The organism is Tychonema sp. LEGE 06208, assembly GCF_015207505.1.
Taxonomy (GTDB): Bacteria; Cyanobacteriota; Cyanobacteriia; order Cyanobacteriales; family Microcoleaceae; genus Microcoleus.
In genome coordinates this window covers 1-8,361 of the sequence record NZ_JADEWT010000179.1, presented here as the reverse complement: position 1 = coordinate 8,361, position 8,361 = coordinate 1, and the positions used below count along the sequence as shown (strand labels likewise).

At 45.3% G+C, this 8,361-nt stretch carries 7 protein-coding genes; 5 read left to right on the top strand and 2 right to left on the bottom strand.

The features are described from left to right. Positions 1-432: 432 nt before the first annotated feature. The 3 genes from sufC (at position 433) to IQ263_RS27175 (ending at position 3,971) form a co-directional block, all read left to right on the top strand. A complete protein-coding gene (gene sufC, locus IQ263_RS27185; RefSeq protein ID WP_194071170.1) occupies positions 433-1,224 on the top strand; it encodes a Fe-S cluster assembly ATPase SufC in 792 nt (263 codons plus the stop codon). Further along, entirely contained in the window at positions 1,221-2,561 is a 1,341-nt protein-coding gene (gene sufD, locus IQ263_RS27180) for a Fe-S cluster assembly protein SufD (RefSeq protein ID WP_194071169.1), read from the top strand. Before sufC ends, sufD begins: the two co-directional genes overlap by 4 nt. 159 nt (positions 2,562-2,720) lie before the next feature. Then, on the top strand, positions 2,721-3,971 hold the full coding sequence (locus IQ263_RS27175) for a SufS family cysteine desulfurase (RefSeq protein WP_194071168.1): 1,251 nt from the start codon (positions 2,721-2,723) through the stop codon (positions 3,969-3,971). Here IQ263_RS27175 and IQ263_RS27170 read toward each other — a convergent pair. Further along, entirely contained in the window at positions 3,968-4,144 is a 177-nt protein-coding gene (locus IQ263_RS27170; protein ID WP_194071167.1) for a hypothetical protein, read from the bottom strand. The genes IQ263_RS27175 and IQ263_RS27170 overlap by 4 nt on opposite strands. A 28-nt stretch (positions 4,145-4,172) precedes the next feature. On the opposite strand from IQ263_RS27170, the gene IQ263_RS27165 reads away from it, so the two are divergent. Next, entirely contained in the window at positions 4,173-4,565 is a 393-nt protein-coding gene (locus IQ263_RS27165; protein ID WP_194071166.1) for a deaminase, read from the top strand. A gap of 2 nt (positions 4,566-4,567) precedes the next feature. Next, on the top strand, positions 4,568-4,996 hold the full coding sequence (locus IQ263_RS27160) for an Imm1 family immunity protein (protein WP_194071165.1): 429 nt from the start codon (positions 4,568-4,570) through the stop codon (positions 4,994-4,996). Between the two features lie 88 nt (positions 4,997-5,084). Here IQ263_RS27160 and IQ263_RS27155 read toward each other — a convergent pair whose 3' ends face one another. After that, positions 5,085-8,219 carry an efflux RND transporter permease subunit gene (locus IQ263_RS27155; RefSeq protein ID WP_194071164.1) on the bottom strand — a complete coding sequence of 1,045 codons (3,135 nt, stop codon included), beginning with the start codon at positions 8,217-8,219 and terminating at the stop codon, positions 5,085-5,087. Positions 8,220-8,361 lie beyond the last annotated feature (142 nt).

The following is an 8,361-nucleotide window of genomic DNA, read 5'->3' as shown; positions in this document are numbered from 1 at the left end:
TAGTCATTAGTCATTAGTCATTAGTCATTAGTCATTAGTCATTAGTCATTAGTCATTAGTCATTAGTCATTAGTCATTAGTCATTAGTCATTAGTCATTAGTCATTAGTCATTAGTCATTAGTCATTAGTCATTAGTCATTAGTCATTAGTGCTGTCCCCCCGAGCTTTCCGTCCAATGTCATCAGGAAGAAGGAAGAAGAAAGAAGGAAGAAGGAAGAAAACTTATCAAACTTTTCTCTTTCTTCTAAACTCCCGAACCCTCGTTCCCAGGCTCTGCTTGGTAACGCATATCTAGAGGCTCTGCCTCGCATTTCTCTCCCAGGTTTCCGGCGAGGCAGAGCCTCGTGACACGCATTCCTAGGCAGAGCCTAGGAACGAGAAGAATGAGAACAAAAAACTGTAAACTGCATTGAGGCAAAGGAAAAAAAGAGATGATTGTTGAAAATAGTCAAGTAATTCTATCCGTCCGCGATTTAACTGCGAATGTGGATGATACCCAAATTCTTAAGGGTTTGAATCTGGAAATTAAATCGGGTGAAATTCACGCGATTATGGGTACAAACGGTTCTGGAAAAAGCACTTTGTCCAAAATATTAGCCGGCCATCCTGCTTATACGGTGACGGGTGGAGAAGTTACTTTCCTGGGACAAAATCTCCTGGAATTACCGCCGGAAGAACGTTCTTTGGCGGGTATATTTTTGGCTTTCCAATATCCTTTGGAAATTCCCGGCGTTAGTAATGTGGATTTCTTGCGCGTGGCTTACAATTCTCACCGCAAACATCGGGGATTGGAAGAGTTGGATGCTTTTGATTTCCAAGATTTAATCGAGGATAAGCTGGATGTTGTGAAGATGAATCCGGCTTTCTTGAGCCGCAGCGTCAATGAGGGTTTTTCTGGGGGCGAGAAAAAGCGCAACGAGATTTTGCAAATGGCGCTGTTGGAACCGAAGTTAGCTATTTTGGATGAGACTGATTCTGGTTTGGATATCGATGCTCTCAAGATAGTCGCCGGCGGTGTGAATCAGTTGTCAACTGCTGAAAATTCGATGTTGGTGATTACTCACTATCAGCGGTTGCTCAATTACATTATTCCTGATTTTATTCATGTCATGGAAGCCGGCCGAATTATCTTGACTGGCCCGAAAGAGTTGGCGCTGGAATTGGAAGAGCGCGGTTATGATTGGGTTGTGGAAGAGGAAGCAGCAGGAGTTGGCGCGCGATGATAAATACGCAAGTTGCTACTAGGGAAATGTTTTTGGCTGATTTGGTGAATCAGTGCGGTAAGTTGGAGGTTGCTAATGGCAAAGGTTCGGCTTACGGGTTGCAGGATTTGCGGGATGCGGCGACTGAATACGTGCTTGCTGCAAGTTTTCCGACGGTGAGGGATGAGGAGTGGCGCTTTACTGATTTGTCGTCGATGTTGCAGGTTCCTTTTCATGTACCGCAAAGCTATCAGTCAACGGTTAAGCTGGCTGATATTGTTATGCCTGTGAAGAATCGGGATGATTTACCGTTAAGATTGGTATTTGTTAACGGTTTTTATGCGCCGGATTTGTCAACGGTGGAGTCGGCGGTTTTGCCGAATTTGCCGGACTTTTATGCAGGTAATTTATCTAATGTACCCGAAAAATATCGATCGCGCATTACCGATGTTTTGAGCAAGCACAGCCAACAAACGGAAGTGTTTACAGCCCTGAATACTGCGGGTTTAGCAGATTCTGCGGTGGTGTTCGTGCCGGCCAATGTGTCCGTCGAAATGCCGATTCACTTGCTGTTCCTGAGCGCACCCGGTGCATCTGCGACGATGTGTCAGCCGCACTGCTTAGTCATAGCTGAGGCTGGCAGCAAAGTTACGCTGATTGAGGATTACACCACAATCGGTAATTTACCCGCTTTTACGAATGCTGTGACGGATGTTGTTGTAGGTGAAAATGCCACGGTGAACCATGTTCGGCTTCAGCGGGAAACTTTGAATGTGGTTCATATTGGCAAAAGTGCGATCGAGCAATCGCGCAACAGCAGCTATACTTGTCATGCTATCAGCTTGGGCGGCAAAATATCGCGCCACAATTTAGAAGTGTTGCAAGGCGGCGAAGGCACGGAAACAATTCTCAACGGTTTAACCGTAGCCTTTGGCGAACAGTTAGCAGACACTCACAGTCTAATTGATTTCAATCACCCCCACGGCACAAGTAAGCAATTGCACAAGTGCATTGTTGGTAACAAAGCTCGCGCAGTATTTAACGGCAAAGTTTTCGTTCGCAAAGCCGCACAATTGACAGATGCCGGACAGTTGAGCCGGAATTTGCTGCTTTCGCCGAGGGCGCGCATCGATACCAAACCGCAGTTAGAAATTGTGGCGGATAACGTTAAATGTTCCCACGGTGCAACTGTCAGCCAATTAGAAGATGATGAGCTTTTCTACTTGCAAAGTCGCGGTTTGGATTTGGAAAGAAGTCGCTATTTGTTGATTGATGCTTTTGCGGCGGAAATTCTCAATATGTTGCCGATTATTGGAGTGGCGAAAATGCTTTCTACTTGTGTGGCTGTGCAAGAATAACTGATAGAGACAGATTAGGACACAGCAGTGCTGTGTCCCTACCACATATTGCACCATTTTTAACAGCTTGTAGGGGGGGTTCACGAATAATAATTGCCTAAAATCAACAATCTCGTAAACCCGCCCCCACCCAACGACAAATCACTAACTTCAAAAAATATGACACTTATTCAAGAAAAAACCTTAGCCTCAAAAGTTCGTGGCGACTTCCCGATTTTGAATGAAAAAGTCCACGGGAAACCGCTAGTTTATTTAGACAATGCAGCTACTTCCCAAAAACCTCTGGCTGTACTCAATGCTTGGCGCGATTACTACGAACAATACAATGCTAACGTGCACCGCGGCGCTCACACTCTCAGTGCTAAAGCGACTGATGCTTACGAAGGTGCGAGAGATAAAGTTGCAGCGTTTATCAATGCGGCTTCGCGACAAGAAATTGTTTACACTCGCAACGCCACCGAAGCGATTAATTTGGTTGCTTATTCTTGGGGTTTAAACAATCTGCAAGCCGGAGATGAAATTATCCTGTCGGTGATGGAACACCACAGCAATCTGGTGCCTTGGCAAATGATTGCTCAAAAAACTGGCGCGGTGCTGAAGTTTGTTGAGTTGACGGAGACTCAGGAGTTTGATTTAGCACAGTTTAAAACGCTGATTTCAAATAAAACTAAGTTGGTTTCAATCGTTCACGTTTCCAATACTTTGGGCTGCATCAATCCGGTTAAAGAAATCTGCGAAATTGCCCACAGTTTCGGCGCAAAAGTTTTAATAGATGCTTGCCAAAGCGTGCCGCACATGGTAATAGATGTGCAAGCAATGGATTGCGATTGGCTGGTTGCTTCGGGTCATAAAATGTGCGCTCCGACTGGTATCGGTTTTCTGTACGGGAAACTGGATTTGCTTAGAGAAATGCCTCCGTTTTTTGGCGGTGGCGAGATGATTGCTGATGTGTTTCTCGAATATTCTACCTATGCTGATTTGCCGCACAAGTTTGAGGCGGGGACTCCGGCAATCGGAGAGGCGATCGCCCTTGGTGCCGCAATCGATTATCTTAATAACATTGGCATGGATAAGATTCATGCCTGCGAAGCCGAATTGACGGCTTATCTGTTCCAACAATTGCGCCAAATTCCACAGATTAAAATTTACGGGCCGCAACCGGACAGCAACGGCGAAGGTAGGGCAGCTTTGGCGGCATTTACTGCGGGAGAAATTCACCCTCAAGACTTGTCTACCATGTTGGATCAGGAGGGGGTCGCGATTCGTTCGGGGCATCACTGCACGCAAGCTTTGCACCGCTATTTGAACATTTCATCTACTGCACGGGTGAGTTTGTATTTTTACAATACTCGCGAGGAGATTGATGTGTTTGTGAAGGCGTTGAAAGAGACGATCGACTTTTTCAGTTAGATGATGGGGTAAGTTGGTTGGTGATGGTTCGCTGGTATAAATTTAGAAGCGATCGCCCTTTTTTTACCGCAGATGAAGACAGATGAACACGGATGAACGCGGATGAAGAAGAGAGCGATCGCACCCCCAAATCCCAAAACCAGAACGGAAGCTGGTAAAATAGGGGCAGTCAACCCAAAGGGAAAGGCAAAAATATAAAGTGTGTTTGATGAACTAGCTGCATACAGACAAAGCCTCGGTTTATCACTGGCTGGCAGCGAAACCGATAAATCAACCATAGCTAAACGAGAAATAGCAGGTCAAAGTTTTTTTGGCATCAACTCTGGCAGCAACCCCTATCGCCGCCAAATAACTTTTAATGTCAATCCTATCACCAAAACCCACGCTGAAGCCGATGCTTTTCAACAAGCAGCCGATGCGGGCCTTAGAGGAGGTAAAGCACGTTTGATTTGCGATCGCGAACTTTGTGCGGCTTGCGGCTTAAGAGGTGGAGTAAACTCTATGGCTTGGCAGTTAAATATAGCAGAATTAGAAATTATTACTCCCAGTGGAAGTAAGACAATAACAGTTCAACCGCCAAATAGAAGGAGATAATAATGTTTGTATCAAACCTATCAGCAGAAAATTGGGTTGGCAACCAAGATGAAGGCGATCTAATAGAAAATCCCACTTGGAGTCAAATAGAGCAAGCCATCCGCGAGTTAAATGGGAAAACTAAAACTTTAGTTACCTTTGGTGCAGATGACGAGTGTTATATGAGCATTGGTGGTGGCGAATTAGGCAAATATATTGTCAACATAACTTTTGACAATGTTAGCTTCCATAATTTAGTAGATCCATCACAACCAGATGCAATAGAAAAGCTAGTTATCGGCGGACAAGAAGGTAATTATTCCGCCAGGATGTGTGTAAATTTAGAGACGGCCCTGTTGGCAGCTCAAACATTTACAGAATCAAGACAACTTCAAATATCGCTGTCTTGGGAAGAAGAGAAAGAATTAGCGGTGTCATCAAATAAAATTTAACACAACCTAAGTGAAGTGCGATCGCCCTTTATGACTATCCGCGTTCATCTGCGTGCTTCTGCGGTTGAATCACCTCTTAATTTAGCTTTTAAGAGCGAGTTTTAGGACGCAAAAATAATTCAGAAAACTTGATTTTGGGATGGCCTAACCGCTTTCTCAACCCTTCCATATAAATGTAAAATACTGGAGTCAAATACAGGGTTAAAATTTGCGAAAATAGCAATCCGCCGACGATCGCAATTCCCAACGGGCGGCGCGATTCCGAACCGCTACCCACGCCCAGGGCGATCGGCAAAGTGCCAATTAATGCCGCCATTGTCGTCATCATAATCGGACGGAAGCGCACGACACAAGCTTCGTAAATGGCATCAAAGGCGCTGTGGCTGCTGTCTTGTCGCTGTTTCTCGATCGCAAAATCCACCAGCATAATCCCATTTTTCTTGACAATTCCCACCAGCAAAATAATCCCGATAAACGAATACAGATTCAATTCCACCCCAAAAATTACCAGAGTTAACAGCGCACCAAATCCGGCTGATGGTAAACCTGACAAAATTGTCAGCGGGTGAATAAAATCCTCGTATAAAATGCCGAGAATTAGATAAATTACTAAAATTGAAACCACTAACAACCAACCTAAATCGTTAAATGATTGGTTGAATACCTGGGCTGAACCTTGAAAACTTGTTGTTACTGACGGCGGCAAAACTTCCTGGGCAACTTTCTCAATGGCGGCGGTTGCTTGACTCAGCGATGTGCCTGGAAGCGTATCAAAAGAGATTGTAGCAGAAGGCAATCCGCTTAGGTGATTGACTGTGAGCGGGCCGACTGTTTGGGTGATATTTGCGATCGCACTTAACGAGATCATTTGTCCGGTATTCGATCGCACGTACAGCATCGACAAAGCACTCGGATCGCGCTGAAACTCAGGCTTTAATTCCAACACAACCGTAAATTGATTGTTGGGAGTATAAATCGTCGAAACCTGTCCTGAAGCGTAAGCAGCGCTGAGGGTTTTCTGCACTTGTTGCGGGCTAACACCGACAATTGCTGCTTTAGCGCGATCGACTTTAACCTCAAGCTGAGGCGTGCTCAATTGTAAATCGCTATCGACACCGCGCAATCCCGGCAGCGTTTTAACTTTAGCTAACAATGCCGGCACCGCTTGACGCAGCGCTTGCAAATCTAAACTTTGCACCGTAAACTGATATTGCGAATTCGTTTGTTGACCGCCAATCGGAATTGCGGCCGGAGAACGCAAAAAAGCTTGAATGCCAGGAATTCCGCGCAATTTCGGAGTTAGTTTTTGGATAATTTCATCCGCACTGAGGCGGCGTTGCGAGATCGGTTTGAGCCTAATTGTAATCCGTCCGTTATTCGCCGATGCGTTCGGGCCACTCGCACCTACAGTTGAATTCAACGCTGCAATATTTGGATCTTTCCGAAGGATATCAACAATTTGCTGTTGGTGAATCATCATATCATCAAACGAAATATCTTGCGCTCCTTTCGTGTTAGCCATCAATTGTCCGGTGTCTTCAGTCGGAATAAAACCTTTCGGAACTAAAACAAACAAATAAGCCGTAAATACCAGGAGAACAACCGAAACAATCAGCGTTAAAAAACGGTATTTCAAAACCGGTTTAAGCGTCCATTCATATCCTTGCAAAAGTAGTTCAAATCCCCGCTCCCAGAAGCGGTAGAAGCGGTTGGTTTTTTGGTGGTGGGACGGGGATTTGAGAAATCGACTGCACAACATCGGTGTCAGGCTCAGAGATACAAAGCCCGACACCAAAATTGCTACAGCAATAGTTACAGCAAATTCGTGAAACAATCTACCGATTAATCCACTCATAAACATCAGAGGAATAAACACTGCTACCAATGAAAGCGTCATCGAAAGAATGGTAAAACCAATTTCTTTCGAGCCTTTCAATGCTGCTTCTAGGGGCGCTTCTCCCATTTCTTGGTGGCGGACAATATTTTCCAAAACTACGATCGCATCATCCACCACAAACCCCACTGAAAGCGTCAGCGCCATCAGAGACAAGTTATCTAACGAGTATCCCAACTGATACATCACAGCAAAGGTGCCAATAATCGCCACCGGCAAAGCTAAACTCGGAATTAGCGTCGCTGTGATGTTCCGTAAAAAGATAAAAATTACTAAGACAACCAGACACACCGACAATACTAAGGAGAACTTCACATCGTCTACAGAAGCCCGAATAGATTGAGAGCGATCGTACATAATTCCCATTTCGATCGATTGGGGAATTTGTTGTTTTAGTGAAGGTAACATTCGCACTACCGCATCGACAATATCAACGGTATTTGCATCGGGTTGAGGCTGCACTGCAAGCAAGATTGCAGGTTGATTGTTGACTTGTCGATCGCTGTACAAATTCAACACTTTGTTGTTCTGCACGTCATCAATGACATTGCCTAAATCTTGCAGGCGCACTGCTGCGCCATTTTGGTAAGCAACAATCAGCGATCGATATTCTGCTGCAGTATTTAATTGACCGTTTACCTGAATTAAATAGCTTTTTTTATCGCCGGAAAGGCTACCAGTTGGTAAGTTAACATTTCCTTGAGTAATGGCGGTTCTAATTTGATCTAACCCGATTCCCCTCGCAGTCAATTCTCGCGGATCGAGTTGAATCCGCACGGCATATTCTTTCTGCCCGTAAACCTGCACCTGCGCCACACCATCTATCGCCGAGATTGGTTGGGCCACCGTCACTTCTGCGGCTTCGTCTACTGCTGCAATGGATAGGGTTTTTGAGTACAAATAGAGGTAGAGAATTGGCGAAACAGAAGGGTTAACCTTGCGGTAGCTGGGCGCTTTGGTCATTCCAGCGGGCAATGAACCTGCGGCGGCGGCGATCGCAGCTTGTACGTCTTTAGCAGCAGAATTGACGCTGCGGCTGAAGTCGAATTGCAGGGAAATTCTGGCGCTACCGGTGGAACTTGTAGAGTTAAAAGAATTCAGCCCTGCTATTTCTGTAAACTGCCTTTCTAGCGGTGCGGCGACGGAGGATGACATGGTTTCTGGCGTTGCACCGGGTAAGCTGGCGGAGACGCTGACAAAGGGATATTCTACGTGCGGCAGGGCGCTAATTGGTAGCAGAAAATAACTCATTAAACCGAAGATTAGAATGCCGACTGTGACTAAGGTAGTCATTACGGGGCGGCGGATAAAGATTTCTGATAGGTTCATAATTATTAAGGAAGAAGTCAGTAGTCAGTAGTCAGTAGTCAGTAGTCAGTAGTCAGTAGTCAGTAGTCAGTAGTCAGTAGTCAGTAGTCAGTAGTCAGTAGTCAGTAGTCAGTAGTCAGTAGTCAGTAGTCAGTAGTCAGTA